Raw genomic sequence first — 20,084 nt, 5'->3', positions numbered from 1 at the left:
GTCCTCTGAATGCGGTAGTTGCACACGCAAGTACCGCGTTTAGAGGACGAAACGCGAGGCGTCAGTGTTCGGTGCTGGCCTTGCGGTAGGCGGCGACGGTGAGTTCGGCGCACGCGCGCCAGGTGAAGTTCGCGACGTGAGCGCGGCGCGCGGCCGAGGTGGCGACGGCGTGCGGGTCGCTGACGGCGATCCGCAACGCCTCCACGAGCGCGTCGACGTCCTCGTACGGGACCAGGCTCGCGCAGTTCCCGGCGACTTCGCGCAGCGCCGGGATGTCCGTGCACACCACGGGCACGTCCGAGGCCATCGCCTCCAGCACCGGGAGCCCGAAACCCTCGTCGCGCGACGGCAGCACCAGCGCGCTGGCCCCGGCGACGACCGTCCGCAGGTTCACGTCCGACAGATAGCCGAGATGCCGCGAACGCGAGCCCACCGAGAACGACCCCGGCCCGGCGAACACCAGATCCGGCAGATCCGGCGCCGCCTCGTGCGCCCGCTGAAGCCAGTGCAAACCCTTGCGAGGTCCGGGGGCGCCGGCGAAGAGCAGGTACTTGTCCGGCAGCCCGAGTTCCGTGCGGCGTTCCTTGTCCGGCGGCCGCGCGGTGAACCAGGCCGGGTTCACCCCGAGCGGGGTGACCACGATCTTGCGGCGGTCCACGTCGAGCCGTTCGGCGATCCGGTCGGCGACGGCGTTGGTCGGCGTGCAGATCACGTCGGAGAGCCGGGCGCCGCGGCGGACCAGTCGCGGCAGCTCGTGATCGCTCGGCGCGAGTTCCTCGGGAGCGTCCAAAAAGGCCAGATCGTGGATCGTCACCACACCTGCCGCGCGGAACCGGCCGGGTAGGACGAAGTTGGTGCCGTGCACGACATCCGTCGGTCCGGCGAACAGTTCCACCGGCGGGAGTTGCGAACGCAGCCACGCCTTGCGCAGCAACCGCGCCGCCACCGGCATGCCGCGGGCCCGGACGCCGTGCGGGAGCACGTGCCGCAGCCGTCGCCAGCCGCGCAAGGTGAACGCGACCGCGCGAGTGTCCACTTCGGACATCGAAGCGAGCTCTTCGGACAGCGCGACCGTGTACCGGCCGATGCCCGTCCTGGCACCGAGAAGCGGGGTCCCGTCGAGCAGGACGCGCAAGGGGCGGTCAGCCACGGCCGAGCCTTTGCTTGGCGACCTTGACCACCCGGCCGCCGACGCGCCGCACGAGCTCCTTCGGGCCGCCGTCGGCGAGATATTCGCGGATCAGGTCGACGTCGCGACGCAGCATTTCCTTGCCCCGTACCGGTTCGGTGACCACGAGGTCTTCCGAGCCGGGCAGCCGGTCGGCCGCGGGACGCGGGTTCCGGCAGAACTCCACGAGCGGTTTCAGCGCCTCCGGCCAGGCGTAGCGCTGGGCGACGGCGGCCATCCGCTCGACGCAGCCCGCCGCGAACTTCTCGTCGTACAAAGCCCTCTCCAGCGCGTCGGCCAGCGCGTCCACGTTTTCGGCCGGGACGACGACGCCGAGCCGCTCCTCGCGGACCAGGTCGGCGAACGAGTCGCCATCGGTGGTGACGATCGGCAGCCCGGCCCACAGGTAGTCCAGCACCCTCGTGCGGAACGCGAACGTCGTCTCGACGTGCTCGTAGTGCGTGGTGACGCCGCAGTTCGCGTCCAGCAGCCAGTTCTGGCGCTCCTCGAACGGCACCCAGTGCTGGTTGAAGAACACGTGCTTGCCGGTGAGCCCGAGCGTGTCGGACAGCAGCATCGTGCGCGCGCCGATGTCCATTTCGGCGACTTCGGGGTTGGGGTGCTTCATCCCGAGGAACACCAGCCGGACGTCGCCGCGGCGCTGCCGCAGTTTCTCGATCGCGCGGACCAGGGTGAGCGGGTCGAACCAGCTGTAGACCCCGCCCGCCCACAGCACGACGTGGTCGGTCTCGCCGATGCCGTCCAAAGTGGATCGCAGGCCGGGTCCGGTGCGGACCGGTGCCTGCGGTGACAAGCCGAACGGGACGACCGAGAGCAGCGACTGCGTGGTCGGGTCCGCGTCGTAGAGGCGGGGCGAAAGCCTGCCCATCGCGGCGAGGTGCCCGAGCCAGAAATGACGCTGCCGCTCCGACGCGCACAGGAAGAAGTCGCCGCGTTCCAGCTGCGCGTCGAGGACCTTGGTGACCCCGATGAGATCCTTCGCGCGCTTGTCGTCGGCGACGCCCTTGCCCTGTTCCAGCAGTTCCAGGTGCATCGGGTCGTAGAGATCCGCGACGACGATCTTGTGCGCGTACTGCTTCTTGAGCGCGGGCGCGAGTTCCAGCACGTGGCCCTGCAGGACGACGATGTCGGCCCACGCGATCGGGGCCTCCAGCTCACGCCGCGTCGCCGCGCTGACCTGGAACGGGGCGGGCGGCGGGTCGGCGAGCGGGTTGACCGTCACCAGGTGGACGTCGTGTTCGGCGGCCAATGTCGCGGAGATGTTCCACGCGCGGATCGCCGGACCCGCCATCCGCTCGGTGATCGCGTCCCCGGTGATCACCAGGATCTTGCGGCGCTGTCCGAAGAGCGCGTCGATGCCGAAGGTCTCGACCAGGATCTCGTGCGCGGCGAGGTAACGCGGCAGCGGGTACGCGGGCTCCAAAGCCTTGCGCAGCAAAGGAAGCAGATCGGCGTCGGTGCGGACGCGGGCGGCCTGCTCGGCGGCGCGCGACTCGGCGAGCGACGGCAGCAGCTCGACGAACTGATCGATCGCCAGCACGCCGGCCAACGTCGTCCGGGGCACCTCGACCGGACCGGTTTCGGCCGGGCCGACGCCTTGGGCGAGGTCGAACCGGGTGGCGTCGAGGTCTCCGCGTGCGGTCGCCCGGCGGACGGCCAGTGCCAGCGCGGCGGGCAGCGCCCGAGAGAGTGTCTCGTCGGAGAGGTTCTTGTACAGCGCAGCCAACGCGTTGCGCTCCAGCAGGAACGTCTCGCGCCCAGAGTCCGGGGCGTCCACTGTGGACATGGTGGCGTGGTGCTTGTGGTAGGTCAGCGACTCCGGCACGTACCGGACGCGCCAGCCGCGTAGGTTGAGGCGCCAGCCGAGGTCGACGTCCTCGTAGAACATGAAGAACCGCTCGTCGAAACCACCGAGTTCGGCGAACACCCCGGCGCGGACGAACATCGCCGAACCGGTGGCGAACAGGACGTCCTTGGCGATCTCGTGTTCGGCGGCCGGGACGTCGGCCAGCGGGCTTCCGGCGTGGCGTTTGTAGCCCATGCCGAACCAGGTCAGGCCCGCGTCGACGAAGTCGGTGCCGGTGCCGTCCCAGTCGAGGACCTTGCTGGCCACCGCGGCGACCGTCGGCTGCGCGCGCAGTTCGGCGACGGCCGCGCGCACCCAGCCCGGAGCAGGGCGGGCGTCGTTGTTGAGGAAGGCGAGGACGGTGCCGGTGGCGTGCGCCGCGCCGAGGTTGCAGCCACCCGCGAAGCCGGAGTTCACCGGGGACTCGACGAGCTTGACGCCCGGGGCCGCCGCCTTGATCTCGGCCACGTCGGTGCCGCCGGACGCGTTGTCGACGCAGATGACTTCGAGGTTCGGGTAATCGTGTTCGGCGAGCGCGCGCAGGCAGGCGACGGTGTCGGCGGCTCCGCGATAGTTCACCACGATCACCGAGACGACCGGTTGCGTTTCCCCCTGCGCCAAAGCCGTACTCCCTGCACTCGATTGGACGGTGTCCTGAAGAGCCCGCGACCGCATCGCGCCGCCAGGGCGCTCGTTCGCCCGCCCGGCACCACTGGTGCTCGGGGCGCCCTGCCACCGCGAAGCGGGGCCTTCGGCCGGGGGCGGGCCCCTTCTCGGACTCGACCTTCATCTCCGTCTTCCGTCAGAGCTTAAAGCCCGGCCCACGCCTCCCAGACCGCGCCTCGGCCGAGCGCGGCGCGGCGCCCGATGGCCCGTCGCTCGACCAGCGTGCGCGGCAGCCGGAGCACCACGGCGGCCAGCACCCGGCACCGGAGGCTCAGACGGAAGTTCGGCGCCGCCGGCTTCTTAGCATGACGGAGCCCTCTCAAAGGCAAGACGAGCGTGAGCGCGGCGAACTTCACCAGCTGGCGGAGCGCGACCTCGCGCGGAGCACACCGCAGGAGGGTCAGCAGGCGATTGCGTTCATTCCACAGGTGGAACTGGACCGAACCGGGCCGGGTACTGGCGCCATGCTGGTGGGTGACGTCGGCGTCGGCGCTGACGACGTCCCAGCCCGCCAGCCGCAGCCGCCACGCGGTGTCGGTGTCCTCGTAGTAGCAGAAGTAGGAGGCCGGGACGCCGCCGGCGGAGCGGAGCGCCTCGACGTTCAGTACGGCCGCGCCCCCGCAGAAGCCGAAGATCTCGCCGGCGGAGCCGGGCAGGTCGGCGCCGTGGCCGTCGGCGGTCAGCCGGACGCCGGTGGACTGGACGGTCCCGTCGGCCAGCGCCAGCCGGGCGCTCACGGCGGCGGCGAGCGGGGCTTCGGCGAGGGTGTCTTCGCAGGTCGCCAGCCACTCCGGGGCAGGCGCGGCGTCGTCGTTCAGCCAGGCCATCAGCGGAGTGTCCACTTTGGCCAGCGCCGCGGCCATGGCGCCCGCGTAACCGGTGTTGCGCCGCAGGCGGAGCACCTCGGGCTTCGACGGGTGGGCGGCCAGGAGCGCGGCCGTTCCGTCGTCCGAGGCGTTGTCGACGACCAGGGTCCGATGCGGACGGGACTGCGCGGCGAGCGCGTCGAGGCAGGCGGTGACATGCGCGGCGCCGCGCCAGGTGACCACGACGACGGTGGTGCTCGGTTCGGCGTCGGTCATGCCAGAGACAATAGAGACCATGCCCGAACTGGTCGTTCTCGCCGAGCAGCTGCTGGCGCCCGTCCCCGGCGGGACCGGCCGCTACACCGCTGAGCTGCTGCGGGCGCTCGCCGAGACCGCGCCGCCGGGCTGGACGGTGTCGAGCGTGGTCGCGCGGCATGCGCACGTCGAGGCCGCCGTGGTCGAAGGTGTCGAAGGGCCGCGAGTGCTGCCGATCCCGTCGCGGGCGCTGATCGCGGCCTGGCAGCTGGGCCTGCCATGGTGGCCGGGCGGTGACGCCGTCCACGCGCCGACGCCGCTCGCGCCCGCCCGGGTGCCGAGGGGGCGGACGCTGTCGGTCGCGGTGCACGACACCGTGCCGTGGACGCATCCCGAGACGCTCACCCCGCGTGGCGTCGCGTGGCACAAGGCGGTGATCGCGCGGGCCGCGCGGCGGGCGACCGCGCTGACCGTGCCCACGCGAGCCGTCGCGGACGAGCTCGCCAGGCTGGTGCCGGTTTCGGTGCCGGTGAGCGTGATCCCGCACGGCGTGCGGCCGCCTGCCGCGTTCGCCGAGGTCGAACTGCCCGAGAGATACGTGCTCGCGATCGGGACGATCGAGCCGCGTAAAGGCATCGACGTGCTGATCGAGGCCGTCGGCCGGATCGGGACGCCGCTGGTGCTGGCCGGGCAGCCCGGCTGGGGCGGGATCGACCCGGTGGCGCTGGCGCGGCGGCACGGCGCCGACGTCCGGCTGCTGGGGAAGGTGAGCGACGCGGAACTGGCGTTCGCGTTGCGGGGAGCGTCGGTGCTCGCGATGCCGAGCCGGGCGGAGGGCTTCGGGCTGCCGCTGATCGAGGCGATGGCGGCGGGGGTGCCGGTGGTGCACTCGGACGTCTCGGCCTTGGTCGAGGTGGCCGGGGGAGCGGGCGTCGTCGTACCGGTGGGGGACGCGCAAGCGCTTGCCAAGGCCCTTGAGGAGGTACTAGGCCATCCGGAGCAGGCTGCTGCGCTGAGTGATGGTGGCCTCATCCGTTCGAGTGAGTTCACCTGGAGGCGTGCCGCTTCGGCCGTTTGGGGCCTTCACCAGCGCGATCAGTTTTTCGGTTCCTCTCCGCGCGGCTAGTGCGCCGCCGTACCCTGCAAGGGTGACCGATGACCCTCGCGTGCTGATCGACGCGACCGCCGTCCCCGCGGACAGGGGTGGCGTCGGTCGTTACGTCGATTCGCTGGTCGCGGCGCTGGACGCGGACGGCGCGCGGATCACCGTCGTCTGCCAGCCGCGGGACGCGGTGCTCTACGACCGGCTCGCGCCCGGTGCGCGGATCGTGCCCACCTCACCGTCGACTTCGACCAGGACGGCCAGGCTGACCTGGGAGCAGGCGACGCTGCCGAGACTGGTCCGGCGACTCGCCGCCGACGTCGTCCACTCGCCGCACTACACGATGCCTCTGGCCAGCCCGGCCGCTTCGGTGGTGACGCTGCACGACGCAACCTTCTTCACCGACGCGATCCTGCACTCTTCGGTGAAGGCGCGCTTCTTCCGAGCCTGGACCGCGACGGCGCTTCGCCGCGCGACGCTGTGTGTCGTGCCGAGCCTCGCGACGGCGGCCGAACTGGAGCGTGTCGGCCAGGTGCGGACGGCCGAGCTGGAGATCATCCACCACGGCGTCGAACCGGACCGGTTCCATCCGCCTTCGCCCGCCGAGATCGAGGCCGCGCGTAAGGCCGTCGGTCTCGGAAGGACGCCGTACGTGGCCTTCCTCGGCGCGCTGGAACCGCGCAAGAACGTGCCGGCGCTGATCCGCGGCTTCGCGCACGCTGTCACCGGCAGGCCGAATCCGCCCGCGCTGGTGCTGGCCGGGCAGCCGGGCTGGGATTCGCAGGTCGAACGCGCCCTGGACGCCGTGCCGCACCGGCTGCGGGTGATCCGGGCGGGCTACCTGCCGTTCGACACGCTCGCCGGGTTCCTCGGCGGTTCCGAACTGGTCGCGTACCCGAGCCTCGGCGAAGGCTTCGGACTGCCGGTGCTGGAGGCGATGGCGTGCGGTGCGGCCGTGGTCACGACCCGGCGGCTTTCGCTGCCCGAGGTCGGCGGGGACGCGGTCGCCTATTGCGGGGTCGGCGCCGGAGACGTCGCGGCGGCGATCTCGGAACTGCTCGACGATCCCTCGCGGCGGGCGGAGCTGGCCGAAGCCGCGCTCCGGCGGGCGAAGGAGTTCTCGTGGGCGACGACCGCGGAGCGGCACCGGGAGGCTTACGCGAAGGCTTGGCACCGGCATGCGCAGCGGCGGGCAGGCTGAGTCGTCCCTGCAGGTGCTGAAGATCCGCAACGCCGAGTCATCATGCGGTGTGGGGTATGCTTGAAGATGCGAGGCCCCGGTGGGGCTGAGTATGAAAGCCCGTGACGCGTCCGGACGGTCGTCTCGCGGGCTTTTCGCTGTTCACACCTCGATGATCGAATCAATGAGCCGGGTCGCTCTCCGGCGCCAATTCCCGCCCGCGCCGAAGCACCAGCCTGCGGCGTCGGAAATCCACAGCAGAGGTTCAGACGTCGAGTTGAGATGCTCGTAGGTGAGTTCGGTTTTGGACGGGCGATAGCCGAGAGCTCGCTGCAGGGTCTTGCGATCGTGGACATCGCGATGATCCCGTGAGTCGAGGACCAATCGGTGAGCGCTCTTGGCGAGCAAGTCGGTGACAGCGCGTTCGAGGCATTTCTGCCGGGTGTCTTCCTCCGTTTTTCGAGTGCATGAACCCTGGTAAATGGTCGTCGCGACTTCCAACGTGGCGATGCGATCGATCAGCAGTCTTCGACGAGGTTCTTTCTCCTTCTTGAAATGCAGCTCCCGTGCGCCAGGCAGCAATAACGCGTGCAGCTCCCGTCTTGACGGCGCGAGCTGAGCTGGTGCGACCAGCGTCATGCACAGGAGGTAGCGCTGGTCGCGCACCGATTCGTCGATGAAGGCGTGCACGGGCATCGGTCTATTCTGCCCGTCGATGATTGCGAAAAGCATCGGGGTGAGCACGCTCTGTTGCGATAGCGCAAGCCGTCTCGAGAGGGGGCCTAAGTCGCGTTCCGTGACGGGTGGACAATGGCCGCGTGACTGAGCACCCCAGCTACGGCGACGGGCTCGCCGTCGTGACCGTGACGTACTTCCCCGGCGAAACCCTCGAGAAGTTCCTCGACACGCTCGAGAAGGCGACGGACCGGGAAGTCCAGGTCGTCGTCGCCGACAACGCCTCCACGGACGGCGCGCCGGAGAGGGCCGCCCGACGGGACAACGTCAAGCTGCTCAGCATCGGCGAGAACGTCGGCTACGGGACGGCAGCCAACCGCGGTGTCGCGGAACTCGACGACAGCTACGGCTGGGTCGTCGTGGTGAACCCGGACCTCGAATGGGAGCCCGGTTCGCTCGACGCGCTGCTGGAGGTCGCCGAACGCTGGCCGCGCGGTGGCGCGTTCGGGCCGCTCATCCACGATCTCGACGGCACCGTCTACCCGTCGGCCCGGCTGCTGCCGTCGTTCGGTCGCGGGATCGGGCACGCGGTCTTCGGCAAGATCTGGCCGGGTAACCCGTGGACGCGTCAGTACCGCCAGGAGAGCGGTACGCCGGTCGAACGCACGGCGGGCTGGCTTTCCGGGTCCTGCCAGCTGTTCCGTCGCGAAGCCTTCGACTCGGTCGACGGCTTCGACACGCGCTACTTCATGTACTTCGAGGACGTCGACCTCGGCGAACGGCTGTCCCGCGCGGGCTGGCTGAACGTGTACGCGCCTTCGTCCAGCGTCATGCACATCGGCGGGCACTCGACTTCGCAGGCTTCGGAGAAGATGTTGCGCGCGCACCACGACAGTGCCTACCGCTACCTCGCGGACCGTCACCGCGGCCTCCGGTGGAAACCGGTCATGCTCGCGGTGAAGATCGGGCTCGCGCTGCGGCTCAAGCTGGAAACGCGCAAGAAGTAGCCGTTCCGGTCACCGGAACTCACGCGACTCGGCTCCCGGCCGTCGTTACCGTCGGTGCATGAACTTCGCCGAACTGGACAGCCGGCTGACCGAACGCGCCGGTGAAGACCGCTTCTCCGGGGTCGTGCTGATCCGGCGCGGTGACGAGACGTTGTTCGAGCGCGGTTACGGCCTGGCCAGCCGCCGCTGGTCGGTACCGAACGCGCCGGACGTCCGGTACGACACGGCGTCGGTCACCAAGCTCATCACCGCCATCGCCGCGCTGCGACTGGTCGACGAAGGACGGCTGGACCTCGACCGCCCGATCGGCGAGATCATTGACCTCACCGGCACGGCGATCGCGCTCGGGGCGACGACACGGCAACTGCTCACGCACACGTCCGGGATCGCCGACGACGCGGACGAGGAAGCCGGTGAAAGCTACGAGGCCCTGTGGGTCGGCAAGCCGGTGTACTCGGTCGTGGACACGCGTGATCATCTGCCCAATTTCGCTTACCGGGCACCGAATTTCGCGCCGGGCGAGGGCTGCCGGTACTGCAACTCTGGGTACGTCCTCGCCGGGCTGGTGATCGAGGAGATCACCGGGAGGCCGTATCGCGACCACGTCCAGGAGGCCGTGCTCGACCGCGCGGGGATGACCGATTCGGGCTTCTTCGACCGGCGTGATCCGCGGCCGAGGGTCGCCGAGGGCTGGGACCCGGTCCTCGACGGCGAGCGCGTCACCGGCTGGAAGCAGAACATCTTCAGTTACCCGCCGATCGGTTCACCCGATGGGGGTGCGTACTGCACCGTCGGCGACCTCGTCCTGTTCCTGCGCGCCATCCGGGAGGAACGGCTTCTCTCACCGGAGCGCACGAAGGAGTTCCTCACGCCGCAGGTGCGCCACAGCAGCGGCGTTTGGTACGGCTTCGGCCTCGAATTCGTCCTGGAGCAGGACGGCTCCGTGTGGAACTACTACAAGGACGGCGGGAACGTCGGCGTCTGCTCGCTCGCGCGACACTATCCGGGCAAGGGGCTGGACGTCGCGATGCTGTCCAATGCCACGTACGGCGGGGGTGCGGCGATCAAGGAGATCGATCGGGTGATCCGCGCTGCTTGAGGTGGGTCCCCGAACGCTATGAAAGGTCCTTTCCTTGCAAAATTTGCAAGGAAAGGACCTTTCATAGCACGCGCGAGGGGACTAGATGCCGTCCAGCCGCCGCGAAAGGTTGGACCGGCCCGAAGGGTTCTGCTTGACCGTCGGCACCAGGCCGCCGACCTCGTTCTCGGCCGTCTCCTGCTCCTGCTCCGGCCGCTCCATCAGCGGACTTCGCACCGGAGCGGCGGGTGGTCTGCGGGTGAGCGGGGTGGTCGCCTGCGGCAGCGGCCGCGTCGGCTGCGTGCCCTGCCGACGGGGGTGCGGCTGCGGCCGTGTCGGCTCCTCGGACCGCACCGGCGGCATGTCCAGCCGCGTCGTCGGCTCGGGCCCCGCCAGCGGATGGTCGTTCTCCGCGATCAGTGAGGCCGGGAGCTGTGTGGTGGTGTCCGGGTCCGACGAACGGTCGATCTCCGCGACCACCGATCGGGGGATCTGCTGGGTATTCGCGGAGTCCATCGGTGACGTCGCGTTGTCCGGTGTCACGACGAAGGCTCCACGTGCGCTGGCACGTGCGAGCAAGGCGTCCGCCCGAGCACGGGGGTCCATCCCCTAGGCCTCCCGACTGACCTGGGGCCCTCTGGGTTCAGGGCCGACTGTGTGCTGTCTAGGGTAGGCCCTCGGGGCGGCCGCCGTCAGGGTTTCCCGCGGCTTGTCGCCCGGCGGCGCGTGATACAGGAGGAGTTCTCTGTGACGTCTGAGGTCAAGGCCGATGCGGTGGTGCTCGTCGGGGGGAAGGGAACCCGGCTGCGCCCGCTGACCCTCTCGGCGCCCAAACCGATGCTTCCGACGGCGGGCACGCCGTACCTGAGCCACCTCTTCTCGCGGATCCGCGAGGCCGGGATCACCCACGTTGTACTGGGAACTTCGTATCGGGCGGAGGTTTTCGAGGAGTACTTCGGCGACGGGTCGGAGCACGGTCTCGAACTCGAATACGTCGTCGAGGAAGAGCCGCTCGACACCGCCGGCGCCATCCGCAACGTCTACGACCGCTTGCGCGCGGACAACGTGATCGTCTTCAACGGCGACATCCTCTCCGGTGCCGACCTCGCAGAACAGTTGCGGACGCACACGGATTCCGGCGCCGATGTAACCCTCCATCTGCAGCGCGTCGCCGATCCCAGCCGCTTCGGTTCGGTGCCGACGGACGAGAACGGCCGCGTCACTGCCTTCCTGGAGAAGACACCGAATCCGCCGACCGACCAGATCAACGCCGGCTGCTACGTCTTCCGCCGCGAGGTGATCGAGTCGATCCCGGCCGGCCGCCGGGTCTCGGTCGAACGCGAGACCTTCCCCACGCTGCTCGATAACGGTGCGCATCTGCACGGGTTCGTGGACTCCTCCTACTGGCTCGACGTCGGCACGCCGGAGGCGTTCGTCCAGGGTAGTTCGGACCTCGTGCGCGGTGTGGCGCCGACGTCGGCGCTGCCGGGGCCGACCGGTGACGCGCTGGTGCTGGAAGGCGCCGGCGTCTTCGTGGAGGCCGAGCTGCGTGGCGGGACGACGATCGGCGCGGGCGCGCTGATCGGCAAGGGTGCGATCGTGGACGGATCGGTCGTTTTCGACGGCGCCGAGGTCGGCGAAGGGGCCGTTGTGGAGCGCTCGGTGCTCGGCGCCGGGGTGAAGGTCGGCGCGGGAGCCGTGCTCCGCGGCGTCGTCATCGGGGACGGTGCCACGGTGGGCGCGGGCTGTGAGCTGCTCGACGGCGTCCGCGTATGGCCTGGGGTGACCCTGCCCGAGGGCGGCATTCGTTTCTCGAGCGACGCTTAGCCATGCGGTTCACCCCCGGCTACGAACTCGACCTGGACGCGGTGCTGGGTCCGCTGAGCCGTGGGTCACACTCGCCCAACGTCGTCCGCACCGAGGGCGGCGTCACCTGGCTGGCCGCCAACACCGCGGACGGCGCGGGCACGCTCGCGCTGCTGCGGCGCGCGGACGGCGAGATCGAGGCGGAGGCCTGGGGCCCGGGCGCGGACAGGCTGCTCGACGGTGTCCCGGCGATGCTGGGCGCGCACGACGACGACTCCGAATTCGTGGCGCACCATGACGTCATCGCGTCGGCGCGGCGCCGCAATCCGGGGCTGCGGCTCGGTTCGACCGGCCGGGTGTGGGACGCGCTGGTGCTCGCCGTGCTGGAACAGAAGGTGACCAGCACGGAGGCACTGCGGTCTTGGGGCGAACTGTGCCGCTGGTTCGGGGAGCAGGCGCCTGGGCCGGGGCCGTCCCGGTTGCGGGTGCCGCCGACGCCCGTCGCCATCCGGTCCATCGTGGACTGGGAATGGCATCGCGCCGGGGTGGACCTGAAGCGGCGGACGACGCTCATCAACGCCGCCCGCGTCGCGCCCCGGCTCGAAAAGGCCATCGAGCTGAAGGGCGTGGAAGGACGGGCCTGGCTGCGGAAGGTCCCTGGCATCGGAGTGTGGACCGCCGCGGAGATCGCGCAGCGCGCCTGGGGCGACCCGGACGCGGTGAGCTTCGGCGACTACAACATCCCGTCGATGGTCGGGCACGCGCTCGTCGGCACGAAACTCGACGACGCCGGGATGTCCGAGGTGCTGGCGCCGTATTCGCCTCAGCGGCAGCGCGCGGTGCGCTACCTGTCGACGGCCGGATTCCGCCGCCCGAGGTTTGGGCCGAAGATCGAACTTCGTGATTACCGCGCCATGTGACTAGTTGCCCCAGCCCTGCGGCGGGTAGGTCTGCTGCTGGCTCGGGTACTGCTGGGGATTCTGGGGCGGGTATTGGTGGTGCGGCAGGGCGGGCGGCTGCGGCTTGTTGTTCGACTTCACGAGGAAGTAGACGCCGATCCCGACCGCGGCCAGCACCACGAAGAGGACGACCAGTACCAGAAGGAAGACCATGCCGAGAGCCTAACCGGCAGGGGCGGGGTTCAGCCCAGCGCGGCGTCGACGATCGCTTTGGCTTCGTCGCGGTCGAGACCCAGTTTCCTGGTCAGCGCCGCGTAGTCGGCCGCCGCCTGCTGGGCCCGTTCACGGGACTCGTCGCCGACCGCGCTGACGAACGTCCCCGCGCGGCCGCGGGTCTCGATCAGGCCCGCTTCCTCGAGTTCCCGGTAGGCCTTGGCGACGGTGTTCGGGGCGATGCCGAGGTCTTCGGCCAGTTTGCGCACGGTCGGCAGTTTCGCCCCGACGGGTAGGGCGCCGTCGTTGATCTGCGCCGCGTAGCCGGTGCGCACCTGCTCGAAGGGCGGGACCGAGGAGTTCGGGTCGACCCTGATCATGCGATTTCTCCCTGCTGGAATGCCGTGAAGGCCTCCTTCACCACCCTGAGGGTAGGGAAGGAGGCCTTCACGGACATCCGGGGCTACTGACGGGGCGGGACCACCTGGGTGGCGTCACCCGCGCCACCGGGTACGACCTGAGTGCGGTCGCCGCCCGCCGGGGAGACGACCTGGGTGCGGTCCGCGTTCGCGGGTGAGACGACCTGGGTGCGGTCCGCGTTCGCGGGCGAGACGACCTGGGTGCGGTCGGCACCGGCGTCCGCCTGCTGCTGCGGGGACACGACCTGCGTGCGGTCGGCACTGCCGTCGATCGGCGGACCCGACGGCGGGGGCGGCGGCGGGAAACCGGGCTGGGACATGCCGGGCTGGGGCATGCCGGGCTGGAACATGCCGGGCTGGAACATGCCGGGTTGAGGCGCGCCGAAGGCCTGACCGGGCGGCGGCGGGAAACCCGCCGGAACCGGGGCCGGCGGCGGGAAGCCGGGCGCCTGGCCGTAACCGGGCTGAGGCGGCGGAAAACCGGGCGGGGGCTGCTGCTGCCAAGCGCCCTGCGGCGCCGGGCCACCGGTGGGCGGGGGAGGCGGCGGGAAACCCGGAGCCGGGCCGCCACCGCCGAAGTTCGGGTTCTGCGGAAAGGTCATCGGCGGCTTCTTCGCCTGGTTGACCTTCACGATGATCACCACGACCACGATGATGATAATGATGATCGCCAGGATCAGCAGAAACCAGCCGAAGCCGTCACCGTCACCGCTGCTGTGGACCCGGACCCGGTCGAGGTATGGCGTCAGCGCCGTCAGCATTGATTCCCCCTTTAGGACGTCAGCCGACACCTTAACGGCCGGACGTCGCGGGCAAGGCGGCTTCCACCAGTTCGGCCAGATCTTCCGATCCGGTCGGCAGGGATTTCACCGGCCACCACCGAAGATCGTCCGATTCGTCGCTTTGAACCGGTTGTGCGCCTTTCGGTGCGCGCACGGCGAAACGCACGTCGAAATGCCGGGTCGGCACGCCGAGCGAGCAGGTGATCGGGTGGACGTCGAGATGCACCGGCACCGGATCGATGACCAGGTCGTGAATGCCCGACTCCTCGCGTGCCTCGCGCAGTGCCGCGTCCGCGAGCGTCGCGTCACCCGGTTCGCAGTGCCCGCCGAGCTGCAGCCAGCGTCCGACTCGCGGGTGCAGGGTGAGGAGGACGTTCTCCGCGTCGGCGTCCAGAAGTACGGCCGACGCGGTGATGTGTCCCGCCGCGCATTCGCGACGGCAGACGTCGTCACGAGCGGCGAGGAAGCCCAAATAGGCCTGGCGCAAGGATTCCTGAGCGGCGTCCGCCGGTCGCCAACCGGACAAAGTGGATACAGCGTCGTCATGCAGGCTCACAGTTCGAGGAGTCCTTCACCGGGTTCGCTCGCACCGCGGGCGGGCGGCAGGGCGGCGGGATGGCCGATCGCGACCGCGCCGAGCGGCTCCCAGCGCGCGTCCAGGCCGAGGACCTCACGCACGATGCCGGCCGCGAAGATGGTCGACCCGATCCAGCACGAGCCGAGGTCTTCGGCGGCGAGCGCGACCAGCAGACCCTGCACCGCCGCACCGCCGGCGACGGTGAACATCGTGTGCTCACAGGCATTCCGGCGGTCGTCGCGGTAGGTGTGCGCGCCCTCGGCGACGAGGAACGGCACCACGACCTCGGGTGCCCGGTACAGGATGTCGCCTCGGCTGAGCCGTTTCGCGACCTGCTCCGAGGTGAAGCCGTCGCCTTCGAGATCGGCCTGCCACGACGCCTTCATCGCGTCGAGAAGCTTGCGGCGCAAGCCTTCTTCGCGCAGCCACACGAACCGGACCGGTTTGGTGTGGTGCGGCGCGGGAGCCGTCAGTGCCGTTCCGACGGCACGGCGCAGCACGTCGGGATCGACCGGCTCGTCGGTGAAAGACCGGATAGAACGCCGCGCGAGCACGGCTTCCCGACGGCCCTGGGCGATGGCTTCGTTGGTGCCGAGCCGGAACAGGTCCTCTTCGACCGGCCGGATCAGCTTGCGGGCGGTGGATCCGTCGTCGGTCAAGGGCAAACCGCGTACGACGGCGACCGGGGTCCCGCCGAGTTTGCCCTTGACCAGATCCGCCGCGGCGGCGAGTTCGTCGGCGATCGCCACTTCGGTCACCGCGAGTTCGTTGCCCTGGCTGTCGATCTCGCCCGCGTAGGAGTGCAGCACCCGCAGGCCGGACGCGCCGATCGCGGCGTCGGTCTGCCCGACCCGCCACGCGCGGCCCATGGTGTCGGTGATCACGACCGCGACCTCGACGCCGAGTCGCTCGCGCAGCCCGTTCCGCAGCGCGAGCGCGGAGGCATCCGGATCCGACGGCAGCAGCGCGACCTCGCCGGAGGCCACGTTCGACGCGTCCACACCGGACGCGGCCTGCACGATGCCCAGCCGGTTCTCGGTGATCACCGTCCGGTTGATCCGCGCGATCACGCGGACGGACTCCTCCTCGACGAGCTTGCGCCGGGCGGCGTCGCGCTCCTCAGGATCGGCCGGGACCCGGATCAGCATGCCTTCGGTCTTGGAGACGATCTTGCTGGTCACGACCAGGACGTCGCCCGACCGCAGCCAGGGGGCCGCCGTGACGATCGCCCCGGTGAGGTCGTCGCCGGGGCGGAACTCCGGGAGGCCGTCGACCGGCAGGATCTCGATCTTCGCGGAAGCGTGGTCAGTCAACGGAAACTCCGGCCAGCTCGAAGGCCGCGCGCGCCATCGCCGCGGTCGCGTCCACATCGGACATCAGCAGGGGGACGTCGCGGACGGCGACCCCCGGTACGTCGACGGTTTCGCCCTCGGCGACCAGCCAGCCGTCGAGCACGCCTTCCGGGGACTCCTCGCGGGAGCCGTAATGCCGCCCGACGGCTTCCGCGGACGTCTCCACCCCGATCGCGCTCAGGCAGGCGTCGGCCATACCGCGCAACGCCTTCCCGCCGATGATCGGCGAGATACCGACGACCTTGGCGCGCGTCTTCCGCAGCGCGTCGCGCACACCGGGGACGCCGAGGACGGTGCCGACCGAGACGACCGGGTTGGACGGCGCGAACAGCACGAGGTCGGCACCCGCGATCGCGTCCAGCACGCCCGGCGCCGGTTTCGCCTCGTCGGCGCCGACCGCGATGATCGAATGCGCCTTCGGCTCGGCGCGGTAGCGCACCCACCACTCCTGGAAGTGGATCGCCTTCCGCTGCTCCGGGTGGTCGGGATCGTCGATCACGACGTGCGTTTCGACGCGGTCGTCCGACATGGGCAGCAGGCGGACGCCTGGCTGCCAGCGGTCGCACAGCGCCTCGGTGACCTGCGAGAGCGGATATCCCGCGCGCAGCATCCGCGAACGGATCAGGTGCGTCGCGATGTCCTTGTCGCCCAAACCGAACCAGGTCGGTTCGGCGCCGTACGCGGCGAGCTCCTCCTTGACCGTCCAGGTCTCGCCGGAGTGCCCCCAGCCGCGTTCTTCGTCGATCCCCCCGCCGAGGGTGTACATGCAGGTGTCCAGGTCCGGGCAGATGCGCAGACCGTGCATCCACACGTCGTCCCCGGTGTTCACCAGCGCGGTCACCTCATGCGGCGATTCCGGGGCGGAACCGATCGCGGGCAGACCCAGTGCTTGTTTGACCCCCAGCAGGAAGCGGGCCCCGCCCACTCCACCGACCACAATGACGACCTTCACGACAGGCGATCCTCGCACGCGTCCGGACCAGGGGCCCAGTAGCGGTACCTGTGGTGCTCCGTACAGCCCAGGCTCTCGTACAGCTTCAGCGCGCCTGAGTTCCCCATGGCGACCTGCAGCACGATGCCGGTCGCGCCCTGAGCGGCACCCCAGGCGCCGATGGCGTTCATCAGCCCGCGTGCCAGCCCCTGTCGCCGGAACTCGGCACGGACCTCCAGCCGGGCGATGTGCAGCCACTCGCCGACGATCCCGCCGCGCACCGCCCCGGCCGTCACGCCGTCCCGTTCCACGACCCCGAACCCGACCTTGCCGGTGCCGAGGACGTGGCGCGGCGCGTCCGCGGGCTCGGTGCCGCCCGTCGTCAGCTCCCACCATCCGGACGTCGGCTCGTCGAGGACCACCGCTCCCGACGAGGTCCCGCGCGAGAGCGGTCCGGTCATCACCCGCACCTCGTGGGCGGGCCGGTGTTCCACATGGTGGACCCAGCCATGCGCGGCGAGGCCGGCTTCGGTGGACGTGTTCTGGATCACCTGGACGACCGGTGGGATGGCATGATCGTCGGCGAAGTCACAGACCGCCCGCAGGGCCGCTGTCAGCGGTTTTCCCGGGTCGCCGATCGCCAGGGCGCTGTTGGCGCGGGCGGTGAACCCGTCCGCCCAGCGCAGTCGCCAGTCCCCGATCCGGCTCTCCAGCAGGGGAGGCCAGGCCCGGCTACAGGTGAGCTCGAGCATTTCCGCACTGTTCACGGTTAGATTGTGTCAAGGAAGGCAGTGGAGGGACCCGATGAGCATCGCGCGCAAGGACGATCGCCACAACGAAGACCTGGTCCGCGAGATCTCCGACGGCTTCAACCGCGCATGGGACGCGGAAAAGCCCGTCGACGAGAAGAACGCGGAGGCGGCGAAGCCCGCCGCGCCGAAATTCGTCATCACTGGGGACAGCAGGGCCACTCCGCCGCCGCGCCGGAGGGACCGCTGAAGGCACATACCCGGAGTACGGATAAGGGTGGCCTAAGCGGGCCGGTCGCGCCCGTGGGCGCGTAATGTCCGTTGCAGACTGGTGAAGCAGAGATAAAGCAGGAGTGCGCAGTGACCTACGTGATCGCCGAGCCCTGCGTCGACGTGCTCGACAAGGCGTGTATCGACGAGTGCCCCGTGGACTGCATCTACGAGGGTGACCGCATGCTGTACATCCACCCGGACGAATGTGTCGACTGCGGTGCCTGCGAGCCGGTCTGCCCCGTCGAGGCGATCTACTACGAGGACGATGTCCCCGACGAGTGGAACGACTACACCAAGGCCAACGTCGACTTCTTCGACGAACTCGGCTCGCCCGGTGGTGCCTCCAAGGTCGGCAAGACCGGTCACGACCCCGCCTTCATCAAGGCTCTTCCCCCGCAGGGCGAATGAGCCGGGTCGCTCTTCCTGATTTCCCCTGGGATTCCCTCGCCGAAGCGAAGGCGAAGGCCCAGGCACATCCCGGCGGCATCGTCGACCTGTCGATCGGCACGCCGGTCGACCCGGTCCCCGAGAGCGTCCGCGCGGCACTCGCCGCCGTGTCGGACATCCCGGGGTACCCGACCACGCACGGGATCCCTGAGCTGAGGGCCGCCGCGATCGAGGCGCTTTCGCGACGGCACGGCATCGAGGGCGTTCCCGCCGAGGCCGTGCTGCCGACGATCGGTTCGAAGGAACTGGTCGCCTCGCTGCCGCGGCAACTAGGCTTCGGCCCCGGTGATCTCGTCGTCATCCCCGAGGTGGCGTATCCGACCTACGAGGTCGGCGTGCTGCTGGCCGGCGCTTCCCTGCTGCGTGCGGACAGCACGATCGCGCTCGGCCCGCAACGGCCGTCGATGCTGTGGCTGAACTCGCCGTCGAACCCGACCGGGCGCGTGCTCGGTGTCGACCACCTGCGCAAGGTCGTCGACTGGGCGCGGGAACGCGGCGTCGTCGTGGTCTCCGACGAGTGCTATCTGGCGCTGGGCTGGGAAAGCGAGCCCGTGTCGATCCTGCATCCGTCGGTGCACGGCGGCACCCTCGACGGCCTGCTGGCCGTCCACTCGCTGTCGAAGTCCGCGAACCTCGCCAGCTACCGCGCCGGTTTCGTCACCGGCGACCCCAAGCTCGTCGCCGGACTGCTGGAGATCCGCAAGCAATCCGGGCTGATCGTGCCGCGTCCGGTGCAGGAGGCCATGGTCGCCGCGCTGAAGGACGACGAAGCCCTTGCCGTGCAACGGGAACGCTACGCACGCCGACGGCTGGTGCTGCGGAAAGCGTTGCTGGACAGCGGTTTCGAGATCTCGCACTCCGAGGCGGGGCTCTATCTCTGGTCCACGCGCGGGGAATCCGCGCGCGACACGATCGAGTGGCTCGCCGATCGCGGCATCCTCGCCGCGCCGGGCACCTTCTACGGGCCGACGGGCGGACGGCATGTCCGGATCGCCCTGACGGCGACGGACGAGCGGATCGACGCGGCCGCGGAACGCCTCGCCTCCTGAGTTCGACTCGGTTCTCGCACCGGGTAGCGCGCTATGAAAGGTCCTTTCCTTGCAAAATTTGCAAGGAAAGGACCTTTCATAGCACGAGGGTGACTGCGGCGCTCAGGTGACGTCGCGACCGGTGAAGCCCCGGTAGATGAACCGCGTCAGCGCCTCGATGGCCTCCTCTTCGGAGACCGAGGACGGATCCAGCAGCCACGTATGCGCGAAACCGTTGACCAGTTCGCCCATCATCGCGAGCGAGAGCCGTTCCGACGCCGGTAGTTCCATTCCCGCCGCGGTGATGAACCCGAGGTGGCCGAGGATGTCCTCCGCCTGATCGGCGCCGAACCGCGCGTAGGTGCGTGCGAACTCGTCGCTCACCATCGCGGCCTGGCGCAGCGCGAGCATCGTCGCGGCGTTGTCGCGATGGAAGTTCCAGTACTCGCGGACGTGCCAGCGCACGGCGTCCGGGTCGGTGAAGTCGGCTTTGTGCTCCGGCGAGGACGCGTTGACGTCGCTCGCCGCCGCGAGGTCCGCGAGGAGCGCTTCGAGTAGCTCTTCCTTGCTCGCGAAGTGGTTGTAGAACGATCCCGCCGCCCGGCCGGCCTCCGCCGTGATGTCGGTGATCTTGGTGTTCAGGTACCCCTTCGCCGCGAAAACGCGCTTCGCCGCGTCCTTGAGCGCGGTCTCGGTCTCCGCCGCCTTCTCCTTGCGGCTCGTCGCCGTCATCGGCACCTCCTTGACACGGAAGGCTAGCAACGGTCATAGTGAATCAAGATTCACTGAATTATAATTCACTGG

Annotated in this window: 22 protein-coding genes; 9 read left to right on the top strand and 13 right to left on the bottom strand. The window is 69.7% G+C overall.

Annotated elements, in window-relative coordinates; all coding sequences use genetic code 11:
• Positions 1 to 61: 61 nt before the first annotated feature.
• The 3 genes from ACZ54P_RS21590 to ACZ54P_RS21580 all read right to left on the bottom strand — a co-directional run bounded on the left by ACZ54P_RS21590 (position 62) and on the right by ACZ54P_RS21580 (position 4,783).
• Positions 62 to 1,150 carry a glycosyltransferase family 4 protein gene (locus tag ACZ54P_RS21590; protein ID WP_465463339.1) on the bottom strand — a complete coding sequence of 363 codons (1,089 nt, stop codon included), beginning with the start codon at positions 1,148 to 1,150 and terminating at the stop codon, positions 62 to 64.
• Positions 1,143 to 3,656, bottom strand: a complete 2,514-nt coding sequence (locus ACZ54P_RS21585) for a glycosyltransferase (RefSeq protein WP_465463338.1) — start codon at positions 3,654 to 3,656, stop codon at positions 1,143 to 1,145. The genes ACZ54P_RS21590 and ACZ54P_RS21585 overlap by 8 nt, the downstream gene beginning before the upstream one ends.
• A 188-nt stretch (positions 3,657 to 3,844) precedes the next feature.
• Positions 3,845 to 4,783 carry a glycosyltransferase family 2 protein gene (locus tag ACZ54P_RS21580; protein ID WP_465463337.1) on the bottom strand — a complete coding sequence of 313 codons (939 nt, stop codon included), beginning with the start codon at positions 4,781 to 4,783 and terminating at the stop codon, positions 3,845 to 3,847.
• A gap of 19 nt (positions 4,784 to 4,802) precedes the next feature.
• Here ACZ54P_RS21580 and ACZ54P_RS21575 point away from each other — a divergent pair, with 19 nt between their 5' ends.
• Both ACZ54P_RS21575 and ACZ54P_RS21570 read left to right on the top strand, forming a co-directional pair.
• Complete coding sequence (locus ACZ54P_RS21575) at positions 4,803 to 5,888, top strand: glycosyltransferase family 4 protein (protein WP_465463336.1); 1,086 nt, start codon at positions 4,803 to 4,805, stop codon at positions 5,886 to 5,888.
• A 40-nt stretch (positions 5,889 to 5,928) separates the two neighbouring features.
• Positions 5,929 to 7,065, top strand: a complete 1,137-nt coding sequence (locus ACZ54P_RS21570) for a glycosyltransferase family 4 protein (protein ID WP_465463403.1) — start codon at positions 5,929 to 5,931, stop codon at positions 7,063 to 7,065.
• A 141-nt stretch (positions 7,066 to 7,206) separates the two neighbouring features.
• Here the strand turns inward: ACZ54P_RS21570 and ACZ54P_RS21565 are convergent, their stop codons facing one another.
• Entirely contained in the window at positions 7,207 to 7,740 is a 534-nt protein-coding gene (locus ACZ54P_RS21565; protein WP_465463335.1) for a hypothetical protein, read from the bottom strand.
• Positions 7,741 to 7,862: 122 nt separating this feature from the next.
• Here ACZ54P_RS21565 and ACZ54P_RS21560 point away from each other — a divergent pair, with 122 nt between their 5' ends.
• Together ACZ54P_RS21560 and ACZ54P_RS21555 are read left to right on the top strand one after the other, a co-directional pair.
• The gene (locus ACZ54P_RS21560; RefSeq protein ID WP_465463334.1) at positions 7,863 to 8,726 is read left to right on the top strand and encodes a glycosyltransferase family 2 protein; all 864 of its coding nucleotides are present in this window, start codon (positions 7,863 to 7,865) and stop codon (positions 8,724 to 8,726) included.
• Positions 8,727 to 8,784: 58 nt separating this feature from the next.
• Entirely contained in the window at positions 8,785 to 9,825 is a 1,041-nt protein-coding gene (locus ACZ54P_RS21555; protein ID WP_465463333.1) for a serine hydrolase domain-containing protein, read from the top strand.
• Positions 9,826 to 9,906: 81 nt separating this feature from the next.
• On the opposite strand, the gene ACZ54P_RS21550 is transcribed toward ACZ54P_RS21555, so the two are convergent.
• On the bottom strand, positions 9,907 to 10,347 hold the full coding sequence (locus tag ACZ54P_RS21550; RefSeq protein ID WP_465463332.1) for a hypothetical protein: 441 nt from the start codon (positions 10,345 to 10,347) through the stop codon (positions 9,907 to 9,909).
• A gap of 204 nt (positions 10,348 to 10,551) precedes the next feature.
• On the opposite strand from ACZ54P_RS21550, the gene manB reads away from it, so the two are divergent.
• Positions 10,552 to 11,631 (top strand): mannose-1-phosphate guanylyltransferase, encoded by a 1,080-nt coding sequence (gene manB / locus ACZ54P_RS21545; RefSeq protein ID WP_465463331.1) that lies wholly within the window; start codon positions 10,552 to 10,554, stop codon positions 11,629 to 11,631.
• 2 nt (positions 11,632 to 11,633) lie between these two features.
• The gene (locus ACZ54P_RS21540) at positions 11,634 to 12,530 is read left to right on the top strand and encodes a DNA-3-methyladenine glycosylase family protein (RefSeq protein WP_465463330.1); all 897 of its coding nucleotides are present in this window, start codon (positions 11,634 to 11,636) and stop codon (positions 12,528 to 12,530) included.
• Here the strand turns inward: ACZ54P_RS21540 and ACZ54P_RS21535 are convergent, their stop codons facing one another.
• The 7 genes from ACZ54P_RS21535 to ACZ54P_RS21505 form a co-directional block, all read right to left on the bottom strand.
• A complete protein-coding gene (locus tag ACZ54P_RS21535; RefSeq protein ID WP_465463329.1) occupies positions 12,531 to 12,722 on the bottom strand; it encodes a hypothetical protein in 192 nt (63 codons plus the stop codon).
• A gap of 29 nt (positions 12,723 to 12,751) precedes the next feature.
• Positions 12,752 to 13,102: a GntR family transcriptional regulator gene (locus ACZ54P_RS21530; RefSeq protein WP_465463328.1), complete on the bottom strand. Its 351-nt coding sequence runs from the start codon at positions 13,100 to 13,102 to the stop codon at positions 12,752 to 12,754.
• Between the two features lie 83 nt (positions 13,103 to 13,185).
• Positions 13,186 to 13,902 carry a hypothetical protein gene (locus ACZ54P_RS21525; protein ID WP_465463327.1) on the bottom strand — a complete coding sequence of 239 codons (717 nt, stop codon included), beginning with the start codon at positions 13,900 to 13,902 and terminating at the stop codon, positions 13,186 to 13,188.
• A 31-nt stretch (positions 13,903 to 13,933) separates the two neighbouring features.
• A complete protein-coding gene (locus ACZ54P_RS21520; protein WP_465463326.1) occupies positions 13,934 to 14,479 on the bottom strand; it encodes an NUDIX hydrolase in 546 nt (181 codons plus the stop codon).
• Positions 14,476 to 15,813 (bottom strand): coenzyme F420-0:L-glutamate ligase, encoded by a 1,338-nt coding sequence (locus ACZ54P_RS21515; protein WP_465463325.1) that lies wholly within the window; start codon positions 15,811 to 15,813, stop codon positions 14,476 to 14,478. Before ACZ54P_RS21515 ends, ACZ54P_RS21520 begins: the two co-directional genes overlap by 4 nt.
• On the bottom strand, positions 15,806 to 16,804 hold the full coding sequence (gene cofD / locus ACZ54P_RS21510; protein WP_465463324.1) for a 2-phospho-L-lactate transferase: 999 nt from the start codon (positions 16,802 to 16,804) through the stop codon (positions 15,806 to 15,808). Before cofD ends, ACZ54P_RS21515 begins: the two co-directional genes overlap by 8 nt.
• The gene (locus ACZ54P_RS21505; RefSeq protein WP_465463402.1) at positions 16,801 to 17,535 is read right to left on the bottom strand and encodes a GNAT family N-acetyltransferase; all 735 of its coding nucleotides are present in this window, start codon (positions 17,533 to 17,535) and stop codon (positions 16,801 to 16,803) included. The genes cofD and ACZ54P_RS21505 overlap by 4 nt, the downstream gene beginning before the upstream one ends.
• A gap of 52 nt (positions 17,536 to 17,587) precedes the next feature.
• Between ACZ54P_RS21505 and ACZ54P_RS21500 the strand changes: the two genes are divergently transcribed.
• From ACZ54P_RS21500 to dapC, 3 genes are all read left to right on the top strand, one after another.
• Positions 17,588 to 17,782, top strand: coding sequence for a hypothetical protein (locus tag ACZ54P_RS21500; protein WP_465463323.1), 195 nt, complete (start codon positions 17,588 to 17,590; stop codon positions 17,780 to 17,782).
• A gap of 110 nt (positions 17,783 to 17,892) precedes the next feature.
• The gene (fdxA, locus tag ACZ54P_RS21495) at positions 17,893 to 18,213 is read left to right on the top strand and encodes a ferredoxin (protein ID WP_465463322.1); all 321 of its coding nucleotides are present in this window, start codon (positions 17,893 to 17,895) and stop codon (positions 18,211 to 18,213) included.
• A complete protein-coding gene (dapC, locus tag ACZ54P_RS21490; RefSeq protein WP_465463321.1) occupies positions 18,210 to 19,301 on the top strand; it encodes a succinyldiaminopimelate transaminase in 1,092 nt (363 codons plus the stop codon). Before fdxA ends, dapC begins: the two co-directional genes overlap by 4 nt.
• 102 nt (positions 19,302 to 19,403) lie before the next feature.
• Here the strand turns inward: dapC and ACZ54P_RS21485 are convergent, their stop codons facing one another.
• On the bottom strand, positions 19,404 to 20,012 hold the full coding sequence (locus tag ACZ54P_RS21485; protein WP_465463320.1) for a TetR/AcrR family transcriptional regulator: 609 nt from the start codon (positions 20,010 to 20,012) through the stop codon (positions 19,404 to 19,406).
• Between the last annotated feature and the right edge of the window lie 72 nt (positions 20,013 to 20,084).

Source organism: Amycolatopsis sp. NPDC034160, from assembly GCF_055575355.1.
The sequence above is the reverse complement of the archived record's forward strand: the minus strand, read 5'-3'. Positions and strand labels throughout refer to the sequence as shown.